Source organism: Amycolatopsis deserti (genome assembly GCF_014653945.1).
GTDB classification, from domain to species: Bacteria; Actinomycetota; Actinomycetes; order Mycobacteriales; family Pseudonocardiaceae; genus Amycolatopsis_E; species Amycolatopsis_E deserti.
Window position 1 is genome coordinate 358,597 of the sequence record NZ_BNAU01000001.1, and the last position, 19,669, is coordinate 378,265.

Below are 19,669 nucleotides of genomic sequence, written 5' to 3' on the forward strand. Positions count from 1 at the left end.
CCCCTCCTAGCGGTAGACGACGCGGTGGCACAGCGCGGGGATCTCGCCCGAGGCCAGCCCGCCCATCACCGACGGCAGGTCCTCGAACGCGCACTCGCCGGTGATCAGGATGTCGAACGCCGGGTCGGCGAGCAGCTCCAGCGCGAGCGCGAGCCGGTCGCGCAACGCCCGCCGCGACCGCCGCGCCGGGGCGACCATCCCGACCTGGCTGCTCCGGATCGCCAGCCGCCGCGAGTGGAAGAACTCCCCGAGCGGCACGGCGACGCGCCGGTCGCCGTACCAGCTCAGTTCGACCACCTCACCCTCCGGTGCGAGCAGCTCCAGCGCCCGGGCCAGGCCCGCTTCGGTCGCGGAGGTGTGCACCACCAGGTCGCAGCCGTCCGAGGCGTCCTCCGGCAGCGCGAACTCCACGCCCAGCGCCGAGGCCACTTCTGCCCGCGCCGGGTCCACGTCGACCAGCTGCACCCGCGCCGCCGGGAACCGCGCGAGCAGCGCGGCGACCGCGCACCCGACCATGCCGCCGCCCACCACCGCGACCCGGTCGCCGAGCAGCGGCGCGGCGTCCCACAGCGCGTTCACCGCCGTCTCCACGGTGCCGGCCAGGATCGCCCGCCCGGCGGGCACCGCGTCCGGCACGGGCGTCACCGCGCTCGCCGGGACGACGAACCGCGTCTGGTGCGGGTAGAGCGTGAACACCGTGCGGCCGGCCAGCTCCGGCGGCCCGTCCTCGACGACGCCGACGTTGAGGTAGCCGTACTTCACCGGGCCCGGGAAGGCGCCGTCCTGGAACGGCGCGCGCATCAGGTCGTGCTGACTCGCCGGCACGCCGCCGCGGAAGACGAGCGTCTCGGTGCCCCGGCTGACGCCCGAGAACAGCGTCCGGACCTCGACCTCGTCCGGCCCGCGGGCGGGCAGCGGGACCGGCCGGACCTCACCCGGCCCGGGCGGGTTGAACCAGAACGCCCGTGCGGCACGTGTCATGGGCATACCTCCGGCGAAGGGACGTGGTCTGCGATGATCGTCCGGACCCAGCCTGGCACGATTCCCGCCCGCCAGGAACAGGCCGTCGCGGCGTGCGGCCTGCTCGTGCTGCTGACCGTGCTCGCGATGACCGTCGGCCTGCACCCGATCGGCTGGCTCGCCGCAGCCGCGTACGGCGCGGGCCTGTGGGTGCTGCTCGACGCCGCGCTGCGCCGCGGCGGCCGGTCCGCGCTGGGCCCCGCCGACCGGGTCACGCTGGCCCGCGCGACGCTCGTCGGCGGGGTTGTCGCACTGGTCGTCACCGGCATGTCCGGGCCGGTGCTGGTCGCGACGGCGGCGGTCGCGCTCACGCTGGACGCGGTCGACGGCCCGGTCGCGCGCCGCACCGGGACGGTGTCGCCGCTGGGGGCGCGGTTCGACATGGAGGTCGACGCGTTCCTGATCCTCGTGCTCTGCGTGCCGGTCGCCCTGACGATGGGGCCGTGGGTGCTGCTGGCCGGCGCGATGCGTTACGCGTTCGTGGCGGCCGGGTGGTTCGCGCCGTGGCTGCGCGGAGCGCTGGCGCCGAGCCTGGCGCGCAAGGCGGTCGCGGCCGCGCAGGGCGTCGCGCTGGTCGTGGTGATCGCCGGTGTGCTGCCTCCGCCTGCGGCGGTGGTTGTGGCCGGGGGCGCGCTCGCGGCGCTGGCGTGGTCGTTCGGGCGCGATGTGGGGACGCTGTGGCGCAGCCGGTGACCGTGCGGCGGGTGGCGGCGGACGTGCTCGCGTGCGGGCTCGTCGTCGCCGCGCTCGTCGCACCGGACGACCCGGCGCGGCTGGGGCCCGCGGCGTTCCTGCGGATCCCGGTGGAGGCGCTGGCCGGGGTCGCGCTGGTGCTGGTCCTGCCGGTGCGGGCGCGCCGGATCGTGGCCGCGGTGGCGGGTGCGTTCCTCGGGGTGCTGACCCTGCTCAAGATCGCCGACCTCGGCTTCCGGCAGGCGTTCGACCGCCCGTTCAGCCTGGTGTTCGACTGGAGTTTCGCCGGGCCCGCGCTGAGCCTGCTCGGCGGGGCGGCACGCGTGGCCGTCGTGGCGGGTGCGGTGCTGGCCGTCGTCGCGTTGGTGCTGCTGACGACGTGGGCGGCTGTGCGGCTGGCGCGGGTCGCGGCGGACCACCGCACGGTGTCGGCGCGGGTCGTCGCGGTGCTCGCGGTCGCGTGGATCGCCGCCGCGCTGACCGGGCTACCGCCGGCGTCACGCACGACCGCCGCGCTGGCCTACCGCGAGGTGCGCGCGGTCGCCGCGGACCTGGCCGACCGGCGGGAGTTCGCCGCCCAGATGGCCGCCGACGCCTTCCGCGACACCCCGCCCGATCGAATGCTGACCGCGTTGCGCGGCAAGGACTTCCTGCTCACGTTCGTCGAAAGCTACGGCCGGGTCGCCCTGGACGCCCCCTCGGTGACCGCATTGCTCGACTCCGGGACGGAGCGCCTGCGGGCCGCCGGGTTTAGTGCGCGCAGCGCGTTCTTCACCTCGCCCACCAGCGGCGGCGGCAGCTGGCTGGCACACTCCACAGTGGAATCCGGGCTGTGGGTGGACAACCCGCAGCGCTACCGCACCTTCGCGGGCAGCGACCGGCTGACCCTGTCCGGCGCGTTCGCGCGAGCGGGGTGGCGGACGGTCTCCGTGCAACCGGAGAACAGCGCGGACTGGCCGGAGGGCCGCGTCTACCGGTTCGGGGACATCTACGACAGCCGCAACCTCGGTTACCGCGGCCCGGCCTTCTCCTACGCGGCGATGCCCGACCAGTTCACGCTGTCGGCGTTCCACCGCCTGGAGATGACGCCGGGGCATCCACCGCTGATGGCCGAGATCGACCTGGTGTCCAGCCACTGGCCCTGGGCGCCGCTGCCCCGGCTGGTGGACTGGACCGCCGTCGGCGACGGCTCGTCGTTCGCGCCGACCGGTCCGTCGGTGGACGAGGTGTGGTCGTCGCCGGAGCGGGTGCGAGCCGCGTACGGGGACGCGGTCGAGTACTCGCTGTCCGCGCTCATCTCGTACGCGGAAACCTTCGCCGACGACAACCTGGTGCTCGTCTTCCTGGGCGACCACCAGCCGAACACGTCGGTCACCGGCGAGGGAGCCGGCCGCGAGGTGCCGGTGACGGTGCTGGCACGCGATCCCGCCGTGCTGGCGCGCATCAGCGACTGGGGCTGGCCGGAGGGCCTCCGCCCCACCGAAACCGCCCCGGTCTGGCCGATGAACACCTTCCGCGACCGGTTCCTGACCGCGTTCGGGCCGGAGGTCAGCGCCGGGCTGGCTCCAGGAGCAGGACCGGGATGACGCCCTCGGTCCGCTCCTGCTCCGCGATCACGAGTGGAGTGATTCCCGGATCGCCGGTTCGGCGAGGGTCTCGTGCATGAACTCGGTCAGCCAGTGCTGCGCCGGGGTGCGGGCGTGGCTGTGCCGGGCGTACACCGAGACCTGCGCGGGCTCGATGTGGAACGGCAGCTCCAGCAGCCGCACGCGGTGGTCGGCCGCGAAGACGTCCGCCACCAGCCTCGGCACCATCGCGACCAGTTCGCTGTCCTGCACCAGGTAGGGCAGCGTGGAAAACCGCGTCACCTCCAGCACCACCCGGTCCAGCAGGCCGCGCGCCTCCAGCGCCCGGCGCGGGCCGTGGTGGCCGGTCGGGCCGAACACCGTGATGTGCCGCTCCGCGGTCAGCTCCGCCAGGGACACGGCCGCGCCCCGCAACCGGGGGTGGTTCTCGGCGACCATGCCGACATAGCCCTCCGAAAACAGCGGGATCCGCGCCACCCGCTGCGAGCTGATCAGCGGTGAGGCCACGAACGCGTCGATCTCGCCGCGGCCGAGCTGGTCCACCGCGCTGTCCACGTCCAGCGGCCGCACCGTCAGCGTCACCCCGGGCGCCCGCGACGGCAGCGCCGCCATCAGCCGGGGCAGCAGCGACACCTCGCCCAGGTCCGACAGGCACAGCGTGAACCGCGCGCACGCCGTCGCCGGGTCGAACGAGTGCGCGCCGCTGAGCGTGGACTCGATCTCGGCCAGCGCGTGGTGCAGCGGCGGGTACAGCGCCTGCGCGGTCGTGGTCGGCGCCAGGCCGCCGCCGGTGCGGCGGAACAGCTCGTCGGAGAACCGCCGCCGCAGCTTCTGCAGGCTGTAGCTCACCGTCGGCTGCGTGACGTGCAACGACTCCGCGGTCGCTGTGACGCTGCGCGTCTCGTAGAGCAGCACGAACGTCCGCACCAGGTTGAGGTCGAAGTCGCGCATCATCGATCCTGTCTATGCGGGCGGTCGGCAACATTGATTGGAGCACGACCGGATGATCTGCCACCCTCGGGGCACCCCGTTGTCGAGGAGGACACCGAGCATGCCGACCGTCCGGAAGATCGCCCACGAGTTCCTCGAACGCCGTGGCCTCACCACGATCTTCGGCAATCCCGGCTCGAACGAGCTGCCGTTCCTGGCCGACCTGCCCGCGAGCTTCTCCTACGTGCTCGGTCTGCACGAGGGCGTCGTGGTCGGCATGGCCGACGGGTACGCCCAGGCCACCGGCCGCCCGGTGCTGGTCAACCTGCACGCCGCCGCCGGGTCGGGCAACGCGATGGGCGCCCTCACCAACGCCGTCTACTCCCGCTCGCCGCTGGTGCTGACCGCGGGCCAGCAGGTCCGCTCAGCGATCGGTCTGGAGGCGATGCTCGCCAACGTCGACGCCACCTCCCTGATGCGCCCGCTGGTCGGCTGGTCCGGTGAGCCCAGTTGCCCCGGCGACGTGCCGCGCTCGCTGGCGCAGGCGGTGTTCGAGGCCGAACTGCAGCGCCGCCCGACCTACCTGTCGGTGCCCTACGACGACTGGTCCGCCGAAGCCGAGGACAACCCGGTCCTGGACCGCACCGTGCGCCGCGGCCTGTCGCCGGACAGCGACCAGCTGGACGAGCTCGCCGAGCGCCTGAACGCCGCGCGGAACCCCGTGCTGGTGCTGGGCGGCGACATCGACGCCCTGGGGCTCTTCGACCGCGCGGTCGCCTTCGCCGAGCACTTCGCCTTGCCGGTGTGGGTGGCGCCGTCGCCGCACCGGCTGCCGTTCCCCAACCGGCACCCGCTGTTCCGCGGCGTCCTGCCCGCCGGGATCGGCTCGGTGTCGGCGCGGCTCGACGGGCACGACCTGATCCTGGTGCTGGGCGCGCCGGTGTTCCGCTACCACCAGCACGTGCCCGGCCCGTTCCTGCCCGACGGCGCGGCGCTGGTCCAGGTCACCGACGACCCGGGCGAGGCGGCGCGCGCGCCGATGGGGGAGTCGCTGGTCGCCAGCGCCGGCCCAGTCCTGAACGGCCTGCTCGCCCGGCTGCCCGCGCGCGAGGCGGGGGAGACCGCGTTCGTGCCCAACCCGGAGGCGGCCACCGGCGAGCGGGCCCTGCACCCGGAGCAGGTGTTCGCCGCGCTGCGCGAGACCCAGCCCGCCGACACCGCCTACGTCGTGGAATCCACGTCGACCAACTCCGCCTGGTGGCGGCAGATGGACCTGCGCCGCCCCGGCTCGTACTTCTGGCCCGCCGCGGGCGGTCTCGGGTTCGGCATGCCCGCCGCGGTCGGGGTCGCGATGGGCCTGCCCGGTCGTCCGGTGGTCGGCGTGATCGGCGACGGCTCCGCGAACTACGGCATCACGGCGCTGTGGACCGCGGCCCAGTACCGGGTGCCGGTGACGTTCGTGATCCTGCGCAACGGCACCTACGGCGCGCTGCGCTGGTTCGCGAACCTGCTGGGCACCACGGACGTGCCGGGCACCGAGATCCCCGGCCTGGACTTCACCGCGATCGCCGCCGGCTACGGTGTGCCGGCCACCACGATGTCCGATGTGGACGATCTGCGGGCCCAGCTCAAGACGACCCCGGCCGGGCCGCGCCTGATCCAGGTCGACACCGAACTCACCACTCCCTGATTCCCCCACCCTCCCAAGGAGAACGGCAATGACGACGTCTCCCGCCCGCTCGGTCTGGACGGCGGTGCTGTGCTGGCTGACCGTCCTGCTCGAGGGCTACGACCTGGTCGCGCTCGGCGCCACCATCCCGACGCTGCTCAAGACCGGGCACCTCGGGTTCACCGCGGCCGGCGCGACCGCCGTGGCGACCGTGTCGCTGATCGGCGTCGCGGTGGGCGCCGCGGCGCTCGGCCCGCTGACCGACCGGTTCGGCCGCCGCATCATGCTCATCGGCTCGGTGCTGCTGTTCTCGGTGTTCACGCTGGTGCTGCCGCTGGCGCCGAACGTCGCCACCTTCGGCGTGTTCCGGTTCGTCGCCGGGCTCGGGCTGGGCGCGTGCATGCCGGTCGCGCTGACCGTCATGTCGGAGAACCTGCCCGCGCGGCGCCGGGCCAGCGCGTCCACCTTCACCATGACCGGCTACCACGTCGGCGCGGTGCTCACCTCGCTGCTCGCGCTGGCCGCGGTGGAGAACTGGCACGTGCTGTTCTACGGCGGCGGCATCGCCGGGCTGCTCGTGGTGCCGATCATGTGGTGGCGGCTGCCCGAGTCGGCCGCCTACCTGGAGGCCAAGCAGGACGCCGAGAAGTTCGGCTTCCGTGACCTGCTCGGCCCGAAGTTCCGCCGCATCAGCATCGCCGTGTGGACCGGCTCGTTCATGGGCCTGCTGCTGGTGTACGGGCTGAACACGTGGCTCCCGCAGCTGATGCGCACCGCCGGCTACCCGCTGTCCACGTCGATCACGCTGCTGCTGGTGCTCAACATCGGCGCGGTGATCGGGCTGGTCCTCGCCGGCACCATCGCCGACCGGTTCGGGATCCGGCCGATCGCGCGGATCTGGTTCGGCGCCGGCGCGGTGCTGCTGGCGCTGCTGAGCCTGAAGATCGGCAACTCCTTCGTGCTCAACGGGCTGGTGCTGCTGACCGGGGTGTTCGTGTTCTCGGCGCAGGTGCTGATCTACGGCTACGTCGCGCACGCCTTCCCGGCGCGGGCGCGCGGCACGGCGCTGGGCATGACCTCGGCGATCGGCCGGCTCGGCTCGATCCTGGGCCCGTTCGTCACCGGGGCGCTGGTGACGGCCGGGGTGGCCTACCCGTGGGGCTTCTACTTCTTCGCGGTCGTCGCCGCGCTCGGCCTGGGCGCGATCCTGCTGCTGGGCTCGGGCAAGCGCGAGGCGCCGTCGGCGGCTCCGGCGTCACCGGCGCAGGAAGGGCTCCAGCACTGACAGCAGTTCCGCCGCCCGGTCCAGCGGGATGATGTGCCCGCAGTCTTCGATGAGGTGGCTGGTCAGGTCGTCGGTGACCGGCCGGAGCTGGCGGGCGAGCGCGTCGCCGACCGGGTGCGCGCCGACCGCCAGCGTGGGCACGGTCAGGCGCCGTTCCCGCACGGCCGCCTCGATCTGCCGGGCGCTGCGCGGCAGCTCCCGGTAGTAGGAAAACGCGCGGCGCAGGGCGTCGGACCCGGTGTAGGCGGCGACGACGGCGTCCCGGATTTCGGCCGGGACGCCTCGCCCGCGCGTGCCCGCGGCGAGGAACCAGCCGACGTAGGCGGCCTCGTGACCGGCGAGGACCTCCTCGGCCAGGCCGGGCACCGCGTGGAAGCCGAACCACCACGGCAGCCCGGCGGCGAGGAAGTCCGCCGCGCCGGGCAGGGTGCCCAGCAGCGACTCCATGACGGCCAGGCGGCGGACCCGGTCCGGGTGCCGCAGGGCCAACAGGGTCGCGGGCGGGGTGCCCGCGTCGATGCCGACCACGGCGGCCGTCTCTTCGCCGAGGGCGTCCAGGATGCCTAGCGCGTCATCGGCGAGCGTCCCGGCGTCGTAGCCGTCGGCGGCGTCGCTGCCGGCCCAGCGCATGTCCGGCGCGATCACCCGGTGACGCGCGGCGAGCGCGGGAACGACCTCCTGCCACACGTGCCGGGTGTGCGGGAAGCCGTGCAGCAGCAGGACGGCCGGGCCGTCCCCGGCGGTCGCGACGGTGGTCTCGATGCCGTTGGTGCGGACGCGGTGCAGGTCCACGAGCTCCTCCTGGGGTTACTATTGGTGACCACGTCAACGTAGGTAACCGGCGGTGAGCCGGGAAGACCGCACTTTCGGCACAGGTGGTGAGTTCGAGGTGACCACGTCTCCCCGAGGCGATCTGTTCGATCCGGGCTGCCCGACCCGCGGGCTGCTGGACCGGATCGGCACGAAGTGGACGTCGATGGCGGTGAAGGTCCTCGCCGAGGCGGCGCCGGGGGAGGTGCGCTTCGCCGAACTCCGGCGGCGGATGCCCGGCGTCTCGCAGAAGATGCTGTCCACGACGCTGCGCAGCCTGGTGCGTGACGGCCTGGCCGAGCGGCGGGTCGAGCCGACGGTGCCGCCCAGCGTGCACTACCGGCTCACCCCGCTGGGCCTGTCGCTGGAGGAGGCGCTCGCGGTGGTGCGCGACTGGGCGGAGACGCACATGGCGGAAATCGACCGCGCCGCGTCGGAACACTCTTGAACGCCGTTCGTGCCCGGTTCGTGTCCAGACTGTGGCGAACCTGCCATTCCGCAGGTAGACCCGCCAAAGAGCACCCGGATGCGGGCCCTTGAGGTTGCCCATTCCCGCCCCATCGGTAACGGTAGGTCGACCAATGATTTAGGTTTGACCCGTTCGGGTTACCGCACCGGAAAGGAGGCCGCGCCCCTCGCGAAGGCGCGTGCGTATGTCTGCTGACTCTGAAGCCGAGGCCCGCGCAAGAGTTCCCGAGGAGACCGGTATCGCCGGGCACCTCCCGGACGAGCACGTGCCTCCGGTCGGCGCGGCGGGCGAGCCGCCGCGGACCGATCGCACGGTGTTCGGGGTGGCCGCCGCGCTCGCGCTGGCGATCATCGCCTGGGGGGTCGCCTCGCCGACCAGCCTGGCAGGCGTCGCCGACACCGTGCTCAACGACGCGGTGATCCCGTACGGCGGGTGGGCGTTCGTGCTGGCCGCGAGCGGGTTCGTGGTCTTCGTCGTCGCGCTGGCGGTGAGCCGCTACGGGCGCATCCGCCTGGGCCGCGACGACGAGAAGCCCGAGTTCCGCACCGCCTCGTGGATCGCGATGATGTTCAGCGCCGGCATGGGCATCGGCCTGATGTTCTTCGGCGTGTACGAGCCGGTGTCGCACCTGGCGAGCCCCCCGCCGGGCACCGCGGCCCCCAACTCCGACGAGGCCGTGCACACCGCGATGGCCACGACCCTGTTCCACTGGACCGTCCACCCGTGGGCGATCTACGCGGTCGTCGGGCTCGCCATCGCCTACAGCACCTTCCGCCGCGGCCGCAGCCAGCTGATCAGCTCGGTGTTCGCGCCGCTGCTCGGCAGGCGCCGCACCGAGGGGCCGCTGGGCAAGGCGATCGACGTGATGGCGATCTTCGCGACCCTGTTCGGCTCGGCCGCCTCGCTCGGCCTGGGCGCGCTGCAGGTCGGCGGCGGCATGGCCTCGGTCGGCTGGATCGACAACCCGGGCACCGGTCTGCTGGTCGGGATCATCGCGATCCTCACCGTCGCGTTCATCGCCTCGGCGGTGTCCGGTATCGCCAAGGGCATCCAGTGGCTGTCCAACATCAACATGGTGCTCGCCGCGCTGCTCGCGGTGTTCGTGCTCGTGGTCGGCCCGACCGTGCTGATCCTCAACCTGGTGCCCAGCGCGATCGGCGACTACTTCCGCGAGCTGGCCGAGATGTCCGGCCGCTCCGGGGTCACCGGTGGCGCGGAGATGCAGACCTGGCTGTCCGGCTGGACGGTCTTCTACTGGGCGTGGTGGATTTCCTGGACCCCGTTCGTCGGCATGTTCATCGCCCGCATCTCGCGTGGCCGCACGATCCGCCAGTTCGTCCTCGGCGTCATCGCGGTGCCGAGCGTGGTGAGCCTGGTGTGGTTCGCGATCTTCGGCGGCGCGGCGATCCAGAAGCAACGGTCCGGTGTGGACATCGCGGGCGCGGGCAGTTCCGAGTCCGCCACGTTCACGCTGCTGGAGCACCTGCCGTGGTTCGTGCCGATGGCGATCCTGGTGATGATCCTGGTGTCGATCTTCTTCGTCTCCGGCGCCGACGCCGCGTCCGTGGTGATGGGCACGTTGTCGCAGAAGGGTTCGGTGAACCCGCACCGCAACGCGGTGATCTTCTGGGGTGTGCTGACCGGGGCGGTCGCGGCGGTGATGCTGCTCGTCGGCGGCGAGGACGGGCTGACCGGCCTGCAGAACCTCACCATCCTGGTGGCGGTGCCGTTCGTGGTCGTGATGATCGGGTTGTGCGTGGCGCTGTACCGGGACCTGCGCACCGATCCGCAGGTGATCCGCGAGCGCGAGATGCTGCGCTCGCTGGCCGAGATCCACGAGGAGCGCACCGGCGACGAACGCAGGCGCCGCCGCCTGCGCGCCCGCCGCACCTGACGCGACGCCGGCCACCCGGATTCCCCCGGGTGGCCGGCTTTTTCGTCAGTCGAGGCCCAGCACTTCGAGCGTCCGGGCGGCCATCGCGGCCTCGCCGCGGGCGTTCGGGTGCACGACGACCGGGTTGGTGCCCTGCAGGACCGGTTCGATCCAGCGGACGCCCAGCGCCTGGCACGCGTCGTGGCCTTCGGAGGCCGCCGACATGTCGACGTAGGTCACGCCGGTTTCCCCGGCCGCGCGCTCGACGGCGTCGTTCAGGGTGGCCTGCAGGCTGCGCAGGTAGGGCACATCGCCGGTGGCGACGGGCATCTTGTCGAAGCAGCCGCCGGTGGCGGGCAGGATCCACGGGTAGCCGAGGATCGCGACCTCGGCGTCCGGGGCCTTGTCCCGCACCGCCCGCAGCGCGTTCACCAGCGCCGGGTAGGTCTTGGTCCGGACGGTGTCTTCGAAGCTGGAGCCGTAGGTGTCGCGGCACGGGCTGCCCTGGCCGAGCGTGAGGACGCCGGCCGAGCCGCACGCGAGGATCGCGGAGATGAACACGCCGCTGTCGTTGCCGCCGATGGTCATGGTGACCAGGTCGGCGTCCGCGCCGACGGCGTCCAGCTGCGGCGGCACGCCCGGGTACTGGGCGGTGGTGAAGTGCTTGGTCTCCGCGGCGCCGCAGGTGACGTCGGTGAGGTCCGCGCCGATCTCGGCCGCGAGGACGTGCGGGTAGTTCCGGCTGGAGCGCAGGCACAGCGGTGAGGCGGCCGGATCGGGCGGGAGCACCCCGGAGGCGGCGCTGTAGGAATCGCCCAGCGCCACGTAGTCGAGGGCGTCGGCGTGGGCGGCGGGTGCGGCGACGAGGGTGGCGGCCGCGGTGGCCGCGGCGAGGGTGACGGCGAGACGGCGAGGCATGGCTTCTCCCGGGCGTCGTTGGCGGGTGCCGAATCTACTGACGAGTAGGTAGGTGATCGTCGGGCATCCGCGAAACGCTTGTCAAGGAGGCCAGCCGCGGGAGGCGGGCGGGCGCTCACTCCCCGTCGGAGACCTTCGCGTCGGCGCGGTCGCGGGCCAGGAGGCCGCGCAGGGCGGTGAGGACCTCCTGCGGCGCCTTCTCCATCACGAAGTGCCCGGCGCCGTCGATCAGGGTGAGTTCGGCGTGCGGGATCCCGGCGGCGAGTTCCTCGGCGATCGTGGTGCGCAGGTAGTCGTCGCCGGTGCCCCACACGATCGCCGTCGGGCAGGGGATGCGGCCGAGGCCCTCGGCGAGATCACGGCGGGCGGGGACGCGGTACTCGCTGAAGTAGTGCAGCAGCCAGCGGGCGCCGTCGGTGCCCGACATCCAGCCGAGGTAGTCGTCAAGGGTGTCGGGGTCGATCACGCCCTCGCGCAGCGGCTTGCGCAGGCCCGCGCGGTTGATCGCGGCGACGGGCAGGATCTTGGCGAAGGTGCCGGCGAGCGGGCCGCGGCCGAGCAGGCCCACCAGGTTGAACACGGCGTACCAGGCGGGCACGAAGGTGCGGTGGGCGCGGCTGTTGAGGATCGCCAGCCGCCGCACCCGGGCCGGGAAGCGCTGGGCGAACCCGAGGGCGAGGAAGCCGCCGTAGTCGTGGCCGAAGAGGTTGCACTCGCCGATGCCGAAGGCGTCCAGGACCCGGGCCAGGCGGGCGACCTCGGTGTCGTAGTCGAACCGCAGGTCGGTTCGTCGTTCCGAGGCGCCCCAACCGAGCCAGTCGAGGGCCAGCACGCGGTGGTGCGCGGCGAGCGCGGGGATCTGGTGGCGCCAGGAGCGGTGGTTGGCGGGATAGCCGTGCAGCAGCACGACCGGTTCCGCGGCGGGATCACCGAGATCCCGGTAGGCGAGCCGGGCGCCGTCGACCCGCACCGACCGCATCTCAGCGGGCTGGGACATGGGTCCTCCCGCGTCGGGAACCGCCGGGCTTCCAGGAGATGTCCCGGGCCATGCCTGCCTCCCTAGTTCTTGCAACCGTTACAAGAGTGCGTTCACGGTAGCAGCCGCGGGGAGTTCTTACAACGAATGCAGGAACGCGTAGGGTGGCCGGCATGCCCACCGGGAACGTCAAGGCACGCGATCCGCGCAAGCAGCGCACGATCGACGCCCTGCTCAAGGCCGCGGAACAGGTCTTCGCCCGCCGCCCGGTCGACGAGGTGACGGTCGAGGAGATCGCCGAGCGCGCAGGGGTCGCGGTCGGCTCGATCTACAACAACTTCGGCTCGAAGGCGGGGCTGCACGCCGCGGTGGTCGACCGGGCGCTGGACGTGGACCGCGAGTACATGGACCGCGCCTACACGCCGGACCGCTCGCCGATCGAGCAGCTCGAGGCCGCCGCCGAGCAGTACCTGCGCTTCTACCTGGAGCAGCCGGAGTTCTTCCGGATGCTGGCCTTCCCCGCGCCGCTGGGCAACTACGAGGCCGCGGCCGAGACCGCCGCGCGGCTGGCGCACCGGGTGGACGAACAGAACGCGCGCATGATCGACGCGATCGAACGGGGCATCGCCGACGGGACGATCCGCCCGCTGGACGCGCGCCAGGCGGCGAAGGTGCTGTGGGCGAGCTGGAACGGCGTGATCAGCCTGGCCTGGCGACCGGACGAGCTGCGCGAGGACGAACGGGGGCTGGCGGAACTGCTGGCGCTGGCGGCGGACCTGGTGGGCTGGGGCTTGCGGCGGGTCTAGGCGTCGCGGTGGAGGTCCCGGCGCTGCGGGAGCTGCCGGAAGCCGGCCGAGCGGTAGGTGGCGACCGCGGCGACGTTCGTGCTCGGGGTGCAGACCAGCGCGCTCGACGAGCCCAGCTCGCGGAGTGCGGCCGCCGCGGCGAGGGTGATCGCCCTGCCGTGGCCGTGGTGCCGGTGGTCCCGGTGCACGCCCATCGGCTCCAGCAGCCCGCGCCTGCCGGGGCCGGCCGACCAGACCGCCACCGCAGCCACCGCCGTGCCCTGGTGGTGGGCGAGCAGGCAGCGGGCGTCGGCGAACGGTGCGCCGGCCGCCATCGCGTGCCAGCGCTGCTCGGTGAACGTCGAGCCGTCGAAGGACGCGCGCAGCACGCCGGCCCACACGGGCGCCTGCTCCGGCCCGATTACCTCGATCCGCAGGCCGGGGTCGGCCACCGGCTCGGTGAGGTCGCGGACCAGCGGCGTCCACGCCTCGCCGGCGCGCCAGCCGTCCTCGGCCAGCAGGTCGCGGACCAGCGCACCGGGCGGGGCTTCCAGGGACACCTCGCCCGGCGGCAGGACGCCGTGCGCCAGGTCTTCGGCCAGTTGCCGGGCGAGCTCCTCGTCTCTGAGGGCGTCCGGCGCGACTGTGAGCCGCAGCAGATCCGGTTCGTCGAGCAGCCCGACGGCGACGATCCGCCCGTCCCGGCGCCAGGTCCGGACCGCCGCGGCCGTGGCCTGCGCGCCGGCGCGCCAGAACCAGCCCAGGTCGCCCGGGTGCAGCTGCACCGGCGCGTCGTCGTGCTGCCACTCCCGCAGCGCGGCCACGGCCTCGGCCAGGATGCTCATGCCGCTGATCACACACCACCGGGTCAGGGGAGGGCACCCGGTTTTCCGCCGGCGCGTGGTTAGGCTGCGGCGCATGGACCTCTTCGCCGGGATCGCGGTCAGCGACTTCGCCGCCGCGCGCGAGTGGTACGAGCGGCTGTTCGGCGCGGTTGCCTTCGAGCCGAACGACGTCGAGGCGGTGTGGGAGCTGGCCGAGCACCGCTACGTCTACATCGAGCACCGGCCCGAGCACGCGGGCCACGCGCAGCACACGATCTTCGTGGACGACCTGGACGCGGTGGTCGCCGGGATCGCCGAGCGCGGACTGGAACCGGCCCAGCGGGAAACCTACGACAACGGCGTCCGCAAATTCACCTTCCGCGACGCCGACGGAAACGAAATCGGCTTCGGCGGCGCTCCCGAGGGGTGAGGGCCGGATCGAAGCCTGTTGTGCGGTGTGTTAGTGGCTTCGCGGTCGCCGAGCGCCGTGCCGAAGCCGCCCAGGAGACCGCCGACTGACCCGGCTGGGCGGTCGTCGATCCGGTGCTGCCCGGCGCGACGATGTCCGCCGGGCTGTCGCCCGGTGAACGGGCCTGCCTGCGATGGCCCGCGCTACAGCATCCCGTAGGCGCGGAACAGCCGGTCGTAGATCGCGCGGATCGTCGCCTCCTTGCGGGCGTTGTAGTCCATCACGGTGCCGCCGAAGAGGCGGTGCCGGATCGCCTCCGGGCAGTCCGGCCCGAAACACGTGCAGGTTCGCCCGCGGCCCTCCGCGCCGGCACGTGGTCGTCCTCCGCACACGCGTCGGCGACAGCGACAGATGACGCCCGTCGTGGCCAGCCGATGATTTTCCGATGCGCGAGGCAGTCCCAGCTGTGGAGCAGGATCGGCATGGCCGTCGGCCACCGCCCCGAAGCTAGCAGCCCCAGATCCGGCCTTCCAGCGCGTCACCGGCACCGCCTGGGTCGCCGGCCGCCATGGCGATCGCTGTCATCGCCGCGTCGAAAGCGTCCTCTGTGGACGCCGCGATAGGCCGGAAGCGTTCGGGCAGCGCGGTGACGGCGCGGGCTCGGGCGGCCCGGTCGCTCTTCGTGACGCCGCCGGTGAACATCCGCGGGTACACCTCGGCCACGAACGGCGGCCGCGGCGGGTCGAACGGCCACACCCGGAACCCGGCGGCCGCGAGCCGGTGCAGCGCCCGCATCCCGTGCAGCGAACCGCGGCCCACCTGACCCGCCCCGACGAGCTGGAACACCGACTTCGCCGGATACCCCGCGGCGCGCGCGACCTCCTCGGTGCGCCGGAACTCCTGGCCCGGGCGCAGCCCCGAGTCGGCCTTGCGGGTGCGCCAGAACGGCGGCTCCGGCTCGGCCAGCCACCGCGCCAGGCCGCGCTCCCGCATCACGGGCGTGAGCGCCTCCCCGGCCAGCGCCGCCCACAGCCCGCGCGCGGTCAGCCCGCGCTCCCGCAGGTACCAGGCGGGCAACGAGAACGCGAAGTCCATCCCCACGACGAGATCCGGCGTGGCGGTCGCGATCAGCCAGTCGACGACCTCGTCGCGGGTGCGCCCGTTCTCCAGGCGCACCAGCTCGCCGCCGGCCACCTCGGCCACCCAGATCACCCGCCGCTGCCCGGCCCCGCTCCGCCCGGACCAGTCGACAGCGACGACGCGTCCCATGTCCAGATCGTGGCACGCCGCACCGCGCGCACTCCCAGGTAGGCCAGCAACCCGAACGGCGACAGCAGGATCGTCAGCACCAGGATCGGCGCCAGGAACGCGTGCCGCACACCCCGCTCCCGCGCGTCGAAGTACATCCAGCGGCCGATGAACAGGTCGAAGGCGATCAGGTGCGCCCAGATCGCCGCCGCGCCCCCGGGGGTGCCCAGGAACGCCCGCAGTGTCTCCAGGTCCGGGCGGCTCACCACCGACCACAGCGTGCCGAAGTCGCCGACCGCGAACACGGTGTAGATCGCCAGGGGCGGCAGGACGATCCACGGTGAGGCGATGATCCGCCGTGTCACCGACCACCCCGGCGCGAGGATCATCAGCGCCCAGAACGGCGCGGCCAGGTAGAAGGTGATCTGGAGCAGGCCCGTCGTGCTCACGCGACGCTCACCTCCGCACGCCGGCGCTCGCCGGCCAGCGACCAGGACGCGCCCGCCGCGACGGCGACGACCAGCCCGGCCAGCGCCAGCAACGTCCAGCCGTCGGGGTGGATCAACGGCTGCCCGCGCAGCGCCTGCCAGGTCACCAGCGCGACCACGCCGGCATAGCCGAACCCCGCCACGGCCACCAGCCGCGTCCGCACGACGCCGGACCGCAGGCGGACGAACCGCCGGGCCAGCACGGTCAGCAGCAGCGCGAACAGCGGCAGCACCTGCAGCGCGTGCATGCCGACGAAGTGGGGGATCCGCAGGTCGCCCCCGGTCGTGCTCCACCCGGTGATCGGCATGCCCGGCCCGCCGTCGGCCACGCCCACGCTGTGCGCGCCGACGAAGCCTTCGAACGTGCCGTCCCGCATCGACCGCGCCTGCTCGTCGGTCGGGCCGACCATCAGCGCGCCGAGCCCGATCCCGGCCAGCGACACGACCGCGCCGAGCCGGATCGCCCACCGCGCCGCGGGATCGGCGATCTCCGTGCGCAGCAGCAGGATCGTGAGCACGAGCGTGGCCGTCCACAGCGTCGCGATCGAGACGCCCATGATCGTGAACAGGGTGGCGTCGAACGCGGTCGCGGCGTTGAAGTGGCTCGCCCGGCCGCGGATCACCTGCAGCACGATGATCGCGTACTCGGCCAGCACGATCATGGCGATCGCGGTGGACACGAGGGCGGCCAGGCGCCGTCCCCGGCGCAGGAGCGTGAGCAGCCACGCCCAGGTCACGCAGTACACCGCGATCGAGATCGCGAACTTCAGCGGCTTGAGCCAGATCGGCGCGCCGAGCAGGACCCGGTCGTCGAGCACCAGGCCGGCCAGCGACACCGCGGTCATGTCGGCCATGAGCCCGGCGGTCCACATCATCGGGCGGTGCCAGGCCGAGACCCGGTCGAGCAGGGTTGTCATGGTTTCTCCTCCCAGTCGGATAGCTTCACTATCTACTATGGGAAGCTACGCTATCCATACTGAGGGAGTCCACAGGAAAAACCGGTCAGGGCAGCAGTGCCTCGCCGAGTTCGCGCCAGTACGGCCGCGCCGTCGAGCCCGGCGCGACGCCGATGACCTGCACCGCGACGTGATCCGCGCCCGCCGCCACGTGCCGGCGCAGCTTGTCGACGATGGTGGCGGTGTCGCCCCAGAACACCAGGTCGTCGACGATCCGGTCGCTGCCGCCGCCGGCGAGGTCGTCCTCGGTGTAGCCCAGCCGCCGGAACTTCGCGATGTTGTACGGCGTGGTCAGGTAGGTGTGCAGGTGTTCCCGCGCGACCGCCCGGGCCGTCGCCGGGTCGGTCGCGAACAGCACGGCGTGCTCGACGGCGAGGAACGCGTCCGGGCCGAGGATCTCGCGTGCCTGGGCGGTGTGCTCGACGTTGACGTGGTAGGTCTGCGCGCCCGCGGCCCGGTCGCGCGCGAGCTCCAGCATCTTCGGCCCGTAGGCGGCCAGGATGCGGCGGATCGGGGCCGCGGACTCCCGCGCGTCCAGCTCGTCGAGGTACTCGCGCAGGGCGGCCAGCGGTTTCACGCCCGGGTGGGGCGTGCCGCCGAACCCGAGGCCGAGAACGTGCCGGCCGGGATAGGCATCGGCCAGCAGGGCGGCCGCGCCGTGGGCCGAGGCCGCGGGGTGCGACCAGATCTGCGCGATGCCGTTGAGGACGCGCAGCCGCTCGGTGGCCGCCAGCAGGACGGCGGCCTGTGTGAACGCCTCGCGCCCGCCGACCTCGGGAAACCAGACGGCGCGCCAGCCTTGTTCCTCCAGTTCCCGGACGGACTCGCGCATCACCGCGGCCGGCTGGTGTTCGAAGTCGAACGTGTAGATCCCGAAGGTGCCCAGGTCATTCATGGATCGAAGTATCGCAGATTTTCGATATGACTGGCGAGCGGCCTCCCGTGCGGGGGAGCGGGGGTGTCGCTAGAGGGTCTGGCCGAGCATCGCGACCAGCTCGGCGATGCGCTGCTCGTCGCGCTTGTAGTGGGTCCACTTGCCGACCCGGGTGGCGCGCACCAGGCCGGCGCGCTGCAGCTCGGCCAGGTACGCCGACACCGTCGACTGCGCCAGCCCCGCCTTGGCCTGGATGTGGCTCACGCACACCCCGACCTCGGCCGGATCGGCGATCGCCTGGTCCATCGGGAAGTGCCGCTCGGGCTCGCGCAGCCAGGACAGCAGCTGCAGGCGCACCGGGTTCGACAGCGCCCGCAACGCGCGGACGACGTCGGGGTCCGGGGTGACCGCGGCTTCCGTCATGACGTCCAGGTTATCCGGCGCCACCGTCATCCCGGGCCATCGGGATGGGCCAGGTCGTAGGCGCGGGAGAGCTTCTGGGGGACCACCATCCGCCACGCGTCCACGACGAGCTCGCGGGCCTCGGCCGGCTCCAGCGCGGCGAGCTCGGCGCCGACCCAGTTGAACCGCATGTCCGACGCCGACGGCAGCCGGAACTTGTGCGGCTCACCGGCGACGAGCGCGGCCCGCTCCTCCTTGGGGAACGCGAACTCCATCACCGTCTCGTCGAGGGAGAACGCGACGTAGACGATCTGCCCGACCCGGAACTTCAACCGGCCGCGCACGTAGACCGGATAGGAACGCTCGAGCTGCGAGCCCAGCGCGCGGACATCGTCGAGCACCGCCATCGGCACCTCCCTCACCCGACGACACCAGTGTGCCCCCGATCCGGAACTACGCCGGCGCGGGCGGGTTCCGGCGCGCCTTGATGCGCGCGTGCGGCAGCTCCGGCGCCGGCAGCCGGGACACTGCGCCCCGGTAGCCCTCGACCCGGCCGAACTGCTCGGACTCCGCCTGCCAGGCCTCCCGGTAAGCGGCGATCTCCTCGTGGCTGCGGCCCACGAAGTTCCACCACATCACGATCTCCTCGGCGAACGGCGTGCCGCCGAGCAGGAGGACCCGGGCCGGGCCGCTGCCGTCGTTGACCAGCTCCAGCTCGGCGGCGCCGGGCGCGAGGTAGGCCAGGTCGCCGTTGCCCAGCTTCGTGCCCGCGACGGTGACCCCGCCGAGGTCCTGCAGCACACCGTGCTCGAAGGCCGGGTCGACGTCCAGCACGACGCGCGCGCCGGGGTCGAGGGTCAGTTCGGCGCCGAGCAGGGGCGTGAACGCCGGGACCGGCGAGGTGCTGCCGGCGAGGCTGCCCAGGAAGACGCGCACGGCCGCGCCGGGCAGCTCGACCACCGGGGGCGCGTGGTGGCGGAAGTCCCGCGCGGTGTGCCGGTGCTCGTCCGGCAGCGCGATCCACAGCTGGACGCCGTGCAGCGTCGTGGTGTCCGGTGTGGACACCTCCGAGTGCGCGATGCCGTGCCCGCCGGTCATCAGGTTCAGCTCGCCGGGCCGGACCAGCGCGTGCGTGCCGAGACTGTCCCGGTGCTCGATCTCGCCGCTGAACAGCCAGCTCGCCGTCTGCAACCCGGTGTGCGGGTGCGGCGCGACGTCCATCCCGCCGGTGGCCGTGACGTCCTCGGGGCCGTAGTGGTCGGCGAAGCACCACGCGCCGATCAGCGACCGCTGCCGCTGCGGCAGCGTCCGGCGCACCCGTATCGCGCGCGGCCCGCCCAGCGGGACGTCCCGCGGCGTCAGCACGGTCACGGTGCGCGCCGCCGCGGGACGGTCCCCGCACACCAGCTCGGCGGGGTCCGCCTCGACGTTGCTCATGGCCTCATCCTGCCACC

Annotated in this window: 22 protein-coding genes; 8 read left to right on the forward strand and 14 right to left on the reverse strand. The window is 73.0% G+C overall.

Annotated features, from left to right (window positions below; genetic code table 11):
- Nucleotides 1–6: 6 nt before the first annotated feature.
- Entirely contained in the window at nucleotides 7–981 is a 975-nt protein-coding gene (locus tag IE290_RS01750) for a zinc-dependent alcohol dehydrogenase (protein WP_191242715.1), read from the reverse strand.
- 33 nt (nucleotides 982–1,014) lie between these two features.
- Here IE290_RS01750 and IE290_RS01755 point away from each other — a divergent pair, with 33 nt between their 5' ends.
- Both IE290_RS01755 and IE290_RS01760 read left to right on the forward strand, forming a co-directional pair.
- On the forward strand, nucleotides 1,015–1,713 hold the full coding sequence (locus IE290_RS01755; protein WP_191242716.1) for a CDP-alcohol phosphatidyltransferase family protein: 699 nt from the start codon (nucleotides 1,015–1,017) through the stop codon (nucleotides 1,711–1,713).
- The gene (locus IE290_RS01760; RefSeq protein ID WP_191242717.1) at nucleotides 1,698–3,299 is read left to right on the forward strand and encodes an alkaline phosphatase family protein; all 1,602 of its coding nucleotides are present in this window, start codon (nucleotides 1,698–1,700) and stop codon (nucleotides 3,297–3,299) included. The genes IE290_RS01755 and IE290_RS01760 overlap by 16 nt, the downstream gene beginning before the upstream one ends.
- Nucleotides 3,300–3,326: 27 nt before the next feature.
- Here the strand turns inward: IE290_RS01760 and IE290_RS01765 are convergent, their stop codons facing one another.
- A complete protein-coding gene (locus IE290_RS01765; protein WP_229874034.1) occupies nucleotides 3,327–4,253 on the reverse strand; it encodes a LysR family transcriptional regulator in 927 nt (308 codons plus the stop codon).
- A 97-nt stretch (nucleotides 4,254–4,350) separates the two neighbouring features.
- Between IE290_RS01765 and mdlC the strand changes: the two genes are divergently transcribed.
- Together mdlC and IE290_RS01775 are read left to right on the forward strand one after the other, a co-directional pair.
- Nucleotides 4,351–5,919, forward strand: a complete 1,569-nt coding sequence (gene mdlC, locus IE290_RS01770; protein ID WP_191242718.1) for a benzoylformate decarboxylase — start codon at nucleotides 4,351–4,353, stop codon at nucleotides 5,917–5,919.
- A 28-nt stretch (nucleotides 5,920–5,947) separates the two neighbouring features.
- Nucleotides 5,948–7,183, forward strand: a complete 1,236-nt coding sequence (locus IE290_RS01775) for an MFS transporter (protein ID WP_191242719.1) — start codon at nucleotides 5,948–5,950, stop codon at nucleotides 7,181–7,183.
- On the opposite strand, the gene IE290_RS01780 is transcribed toward IE290_RS01775, so the two are convergent.
- The gene (locus tag IE290_RS01780; RefSeq protein ID WP_191242720.1) at nucleotides 7,154–7,975 is read right to left on the reverse strand and encodes an alpha/beta fold hydrolase; all 822 of its coding nucleotides are present in this window, start codon (nucleotides 7,973–7,975) and stop codon (nucleotides 7,154–7,156) included. The two genes, IE290_RS01775 and IE290_RS01780, sit on opposite strands and share 30 nt — an antisense overlap.
- A 97-nt stretch (nucleotides 7,976–8,072) precedes the next feature.
- Here IE290_RS01780 and IE290_RS01785 point away from each other — a divergent pair, with 97 nt between their 5' ends.
- Together IE290_RS01785 and IE290_RS01790 are read left to right on the forward strand one after the other, a co-directional pair.
- Entirely contained in the window at nucleotides 8,073–8,441 is a 369-nt protein-coding gene (locus IE290_RS01785; RefSeq protein WP_191242721.1) for a winged helix-turn-helix transcriptional regulator, read from the forward strand.
- A 205-nt stretch (nucleotides 8,442–8,646) separates the two neighbouring features.
- Nucleotides 8,647–10,356 (forward strand): BCCT family transporter, encoded by a 1,710-nt coding sequence (locus IE290_RS01790; protein ID WP_229874035.1) that lies wholly within the window; start codon nucleotides 8,647–8,649, stop codon nucleotides 10,354–10,356.
- Nucleotides 10,357–10,401: 45 nt separating this feature from the next.
- Here the strand turns inward: IE290_RS01790 and IE290_RS01795 are convergent, their stop codons facing one another.
- Together IE290_RS01795 and IE290_RS01800 are read right to left on the reverse strand one after the other, a co-directional pair.
- Entirely contained in the window at nucleotides 10,402–11,253 is an 852-nt protein-coding gene (locus IE290_RS01795; RefSeq protein WP_191242722.1) for an SGNH/GDSL hydrolase family protein, read from the reverse strand.
- Nucleotides 11,254–11,368: 115 nt separating this feature from the next.
- Complete coding sequence (locus IE290_RS01800) at nucleotides 11,369–12,250, reverse strand: alpha/beta fold hydrolase (RefSeq protein WP_191242723.1); 882 nt, start codon at nucleotides 12,248–12,250, stop codon at nucleotides 11,369–11,371.
- A 152-nt stretch (nucleotides 12,251–12,402) separates the two neighbouring features.
- Here IE290_RS01800 and IE290_RS01805 point away from each other — a divergent pair, with 152 nt between their 5' ends.
- Nucleotides 12,403–13,035, forward strand: a complete 633-nt coding sequence (locus IE290_RS01805; protein WP_191242724.1) for a TetR/AcrR family transcriptional regulator — start codon at nucleotides 12,403–12,405, stop codon at nucleotides 13,033–13,035.
- On the opposite strand, the gene IE290_RS01810 is transcribed toward IE290_RS01805, so the two are convergent.
- Nucleotides 13,032–13,859 carry a GNAT family N-acetyltransferase gene (locus IE290_RS01810; protein WP_191242725.1) on the reverse strand — a complete coding sequence of 276 codons (828 nt, stop codon included), beginning with the start codon at nucleotides 13,857–13,859 and terminating at the stop codon, nucleotides 13,032–13,034. The genes IE290_RS01805 and IE290_RS01810 overlap by 4 nt on opposite strands.
- Nucleotides 13,860–13,932: 73 nt before the next feature.
- Between IE290_RS01810 and IE290_RS01815 the strand changes: the two genes are divergently transcribed.
- Complete coding sequence (locus IE290_RS01815; protein ID WP_191242726.1) at nucleotides 13,933–14,268, forward strand: VOC family protein; 336 nt, start codon at nucleotides 13,933–13,935, stop codon at nucleotides 14,266–14,268.
- 182 nt (nucleotides 14,269–14,450) lie between these two features.
- On the opposite strand, the gene IE290_RS01820 is transcribed toward IE290_RS01815, so the two are convergent.
- The 8 genes from IE290_RS01820 to IE290_RS01855 form a co-directional block, all read right to left on the reverse strand.
- Nucleotides 14,451–14,639, reverse strand: a complete 189-nt coding sequence (locus tag IE290_RS01820; protein ID WP_229874036.1) for a GrpB family protein — start codon at nucleotides 14,637–14,639, stop codon at nucleotides 14,451–14,453.
- 115 nt (nucleotides 14,640–14,754) lie between these two features.
- The gene (locus IE290_RS01825; RefSeq protein ID WP_191242727.1) at nucleotides 14,755–15,516 is read right to left on the reverse strand and encodes a hypothetical protein; all 762 of its coding nucleotides are present in this window, start codon (nucleotides 15,514–15,516) and stop codon (nucleotides 14,755–14,757) included.
- Nucleotides 15,456–15,944 (reverse strand): ABA4-like family protein, encoded by a 489-nt coding sequence (locus IE290_RS01830; RefSeq protein WP_191242728.1) that lies wholly within the window; start codon nucleotides 15,942–15,944, stop codon nucleotides 15,456–15,458. Before IE290_RS01830 ends, IE290_RS01825 begins: the two co-directional genes overlap by 61 nt.
- A complete protein-coding gene (locus IE290_RS01835) occupies nucleotides 15,941–16,900 on the reverse strand; it encodes a hypothetical protein (RefSeq protein ID WP_191242729.1) in 960 nt (319 codons plus the stop codon). Before IE290_RS01835 ends, IE290_RS01830 begins: the two co-directional genes overlap by 4 nt.
- Before the next feature lie 85 nt (nucleotides 16,901–16,985).
- A complete protein-coding gene (locus IE290_RS01840) occupies nucleotides 16,986–17,834 on the reverse strand; it encodes a TIGR03620 family F420-dependent LLM class oxidoreductase (protein WP_191242730.1) in 849 nt (282 codons plus the stop codon).
- 69 nt (nucleotides 17,835–17,903) lie between these two features.
- Nucleotides 17,904–18,236: an ArsR/SmtB family transcription factor gene (locus tag IE290_RS01845; protein WP_191242731.1), complete on the reverse strand. Its 333-nt coding sequence runs from the start codon at nucleotides 18,234–18,236 to the stop codon at nucleotides 17,904–17,906.
- A gap of 26 nt (nucleotides 18,237–18,262) precedes the next feature.
- Nucleotides 18,263–18,622 (reverse strand): MmcQ/YjbR family DNA-binding protein, encoded by a 360-nt coding sequence (locus IE290_RS01850; protein ID WP_191242732.1) that lies wholly within the window; start codon nucleotides 18,620–18,622, stop codon nucleotides 18,263–18,265.
- A gap of 46 nt (nucleotides 18,623–18,668) precedes the next feature.
- Entirely contained in the window at nucleotides 18,669–19,652 is a 984-nt protein-coding gene (locus IE290_RS01855; protein WP_191242733.1) for a pirin family protein, read from the reverse strand.
- Nucleotides 19,653–19,669 lie beyond the last annotated feature (17 nt).

Excerpts from the sequence above, each read along its gene's own strand:
- IE290_RS01775 (WP_191242719.1), top strand. The coding sequence starts at position 5,948 with ATGACGACGTCTCCCGCCCGCTCGGTCTGGACGGCGGTGCTGTGCTGG.
- IE290_RS01800 (WP_191242723.1), bottom strand. The coding sequence starts at position 12,250 with ATGTCCCAGCCCGCTGAGATGCGGTCGGTGCGGGTCGACGGCGCCCGG.
- IE290_RS01815 (WP_191242726.1), top strand. The coding sequence starts at position 13,933 with ATGGACCTCTTCGCCGGGATCGCGGTCAGCGACTTCGCCGCCGCGCGC.
- IE290_RS01840 (WP_191242730.1), bottom strand. The coding sequence starts at position 17,834 with ATGAATGACCTGGGCACCTTCGGGATCTACACGTTCGACTTCGAACAC.
- mdlC (WP_191242718.1), top strand. The coding sequence starts at position 4,351 with ATGCCGACCGTCCGGAAGATCGCCCACGAGTTCCTCGAACGCCGTGGC.
- IE290_RS01755 (WP_191242716.1), top strand. The coding sequence starts at position 1,015 with ATGATCGTCCGGACCCAGCCTGGCACGATTCCCGCCCGCCAGGAACAG.
- IE290_RS01825 (WP_191242727.1), bottom strand. The coding sequence starts at position 15,516 with ATGGGACGCGTCGTCGCTGTCGACTGGTCCGGGCGGAGCGGGGCCGGG.
- IE290_RS01795 (WP_191242722.1), bottom strand. The coding sequence starts at position 11,253 with ATGCCTCGCCGTCTCGCCGTCACCCTCGCCGCGGCCACCGCGGCCGCC.
- IE290_RS01855 (WP_191242733.1), bottom strand. The coding sequence starts at position 19,652 with ATGAGCAACGTCGAGGCGGACCCCGCCGAGCTGGTGTGCGGGGACCGT.
- IE290_RS01845 (WP_191242731.1), bottom strand. The coding sequence starts at position 18,236 with ATGACGGAAGCCGCGGTCACCCCGGACCCCGACGTCGTCCGCGCGTTG.
- IE290_RS01790 (WP_229874035.1), top strand. The coding sequence starts at position 8,647 with ATGTCTGCTGACTCTGAAGCCGAGGCCCGCGCAAGAGTTCCCGAGGAG.
- IE290_RS01765 (WP_229874034.1), bottom strand. The coding sequence starts at position 4,253 with ATGATGCGCGACTTCGACCTCAACCTGGTGCGGACGTTCGTGCTGCTC.
- IE290_RS01750 (WP_191242715.1), bottom strand. The coding sequence starts at position 981 with ATGACACGTGCCGCACGGGCGTTCTGGTTCAACCCGCCCGGGCCGGGT.
- IE290_RS01850 (WP_191242732.1), bottom strand. The coding sequence starts at position 18,622 with ATGGCGGTGCTCGACGATGTCCGCGCGCTGGGCTCGCAGCTCGAGCGT.
- IE290_RS01805 (WP_191242724.1), top strand. The coding sequence starts at position 12,403 with ATGCCCACCGGGAACGTCAAGGCACGCGATCCGCGCAAGCAGCGCACG.
- IE290_RS01810 (WP_191242725.1), bottom strand. The coding sequence starts at position 13,859 with ATGAGCATCCTGGCCGAGGCCGTGGCCGCGCTGCGGGAGTGGCAGCAC.
- IE290_RS01835 (WP_191242729.1), bottom strand. The coding sequence starts at position 16,900 with ATGACAACCCTGCTCGACCGGGTCTCGGCCTGGCACCGCCCGATGATG.